At 63.9% G+C, this 501-nt stretch carries 1 protein-coding gene; it reads right to left on the bottom strand.

Translation table 11 applies throughout. From position 1 onward, the window contains the following. Nucleotides 1-501, bottom strand: a 501-nt coding sequence (locus tag LN415_10045) for a molybdopterin-dependent oxidoreductase (protein MCJ2557412.1), incomplete at both ends; no start/stop codon positions are given.

Here is a 501-nt window from a genome sequence, read left to right on the forward strand (position 1 = left end):
TCGATGGCCTTCCGCACGCGCTGCACGCGACGCTCGGTGTTTGTGAACGTTCCTTCCTTTTCGGCGAACGTGGCCGCCGGAAGCACGACATCGGCCAGTTGCGCGGTCTCGGTCAGGAAGATGTCCTGCACCACGAGGAAATCGAGCGAATCGAGCGCGTCGCGGACGTGGTTGATGTCGGGGTCCGACAGCATCGGGTTCTCGCCCATGATGTACATGGCGCGCACCTTGCCGTCGATGGCGGCGTTTAGCAATTCGACTACGGTCAGCCCCGGCGCGGGCGGAAGCTTGGTCTGCCACGCGCTCTCGAATTTGGCGCGTATGGTTTCGTCTCCCACCTGCTGGTATCCGGGGAACACGCCCGGCAGCGCGCCCATATCGCACGCGCCCTGCACGTTGTTTTGTCCCCTGAGGGGATTCACGCCGGTCGCCGGCTTGCCGATATTGCCGGTGAGCATGGCCAGGTTGGCGACGGCGAGCACGTTGTCGGTGCCATGTGTA

The sequence above is a fragment of the Candidatus Thermoplasmatota archaeon genome, assembly GCA_022848865.1.
In the GTDB taxonomy this organism is placed as follows: domain Archaea; phylum Thermoplasmatota; class Thermoplasmata; order RBG-16-68-12; family JAGMCJ01; genus JAGMCJ01.